The organism is Verminephrobacter aporrectodeae subsp. tuberculatae At4, assembly GCF_000193225.1.
Lineage (GTDB): Bacteria > Pseudomonadota > Gammaproteobacteria > Burkholderiales > Burkholderiaceae_C > Acidovorax > Acidovorax aporrectodeae.
Map to the genome: position 1 here is coordinate 1 of NZ_AFAL01000576.1, position 1,089 is coordinate 1,089.

The window sequence follows — 1,089 nt, forward strand, 5'->3', positions numbered from 1 at the left end:
GGACACCAGCCACAGCGCCCTCGATTCCCGCAGCAGAAGCGTGATCGCCGGCAGCCAGCTCGCCGGCGCCCTGGGCACGGCCGTCACGATGATCGGCGACCGGATCACCGGCGCAGACAACACCTCCAGCAGCAGCCGGCTGCAAGCGGCCCAGACGCTCAAGGCTGGCTACGACGCGTACAAGCTGGCGAATATCGTGCAGCAAGGCGGTGCCCAGGCCCTGACCGATACCAGCGCCGGAATAGGAGTAAGCGCCACCCTCAGCGTGAGCAAGAGCGAGGAACACGCCAGCCGATCCGACAGCACCAGCCGCGGCAGCAGCGTGCAGGCCGCGAGCATGGACATTACGTCCCGCGAAGGGGACCTCAAAGCCCGGGGCGCCAAGCTCCAGGCCCAGGACATCACGCTCGACGCCGCCAAAAAACTCGACCTCGGCGCGGCCACGAACAGCACGCAGCAGCACTCGAAAAACAAGTCCAGCGGCCTTGGCATGGGCGTCACCCTGGGGGTCGGCGAGCAAACCGGCATCAGCTTCCAGCTCAACGCGGGCCAGTCGCGCGGCCAGGCGAATGGCTCAGAGATCACGTACGACAACACGCAGGTGCTGGCGAGCAACCATCTGCACGTCCGATCCGGCGGCGACACCGAACTCCGGGGCGCGCAACTCGCGGGCAAGCGGGTCACCACGGACATCCAAGGCAAGCTGCTCATCGAGACCCTGCAAGACCAGAGCCAGTACCAGAGCCAACAAAGCAGCAGCGGGGTCAACGTCAGCGTCTGCGTGCCGCCCCTGTGCTACGGCGTGCCCGTCACGGGCAGCGTCAGCGCGAGCAAGACCACCGTAGACCACAACTACCAAAGCGCCACCGGGCAGAGCGGCATCGCCGCGGGCGATGGCGGCTACGACATACGGGTCAAGGGCGTCACGGAACTCCGGGGCGGCGCCATCACCAGCACCGCGCCCAGCGGGAAAAACCACCTGCAAACCGAAAGCCTGCGCTTTACCGACCTGGACAACAAGCAGGACACCCGCGCGAACGCGGACAGCATCAGCCTGGGCTATGGCGGCGCCGGCGCCATCGCCACCAT

General features: G+C 66.9%; 1 protein-coding gene. It reads left to right on the forward strand.

The features are described from left to right. The coding region (locus VTU_RS28235; RefSeq protein WP_010106949.1) for a hemagglutinin repeat-containing protein at nucleotides 1–1,089 on the forward strand (1,089 nt) is incomplete at both ends.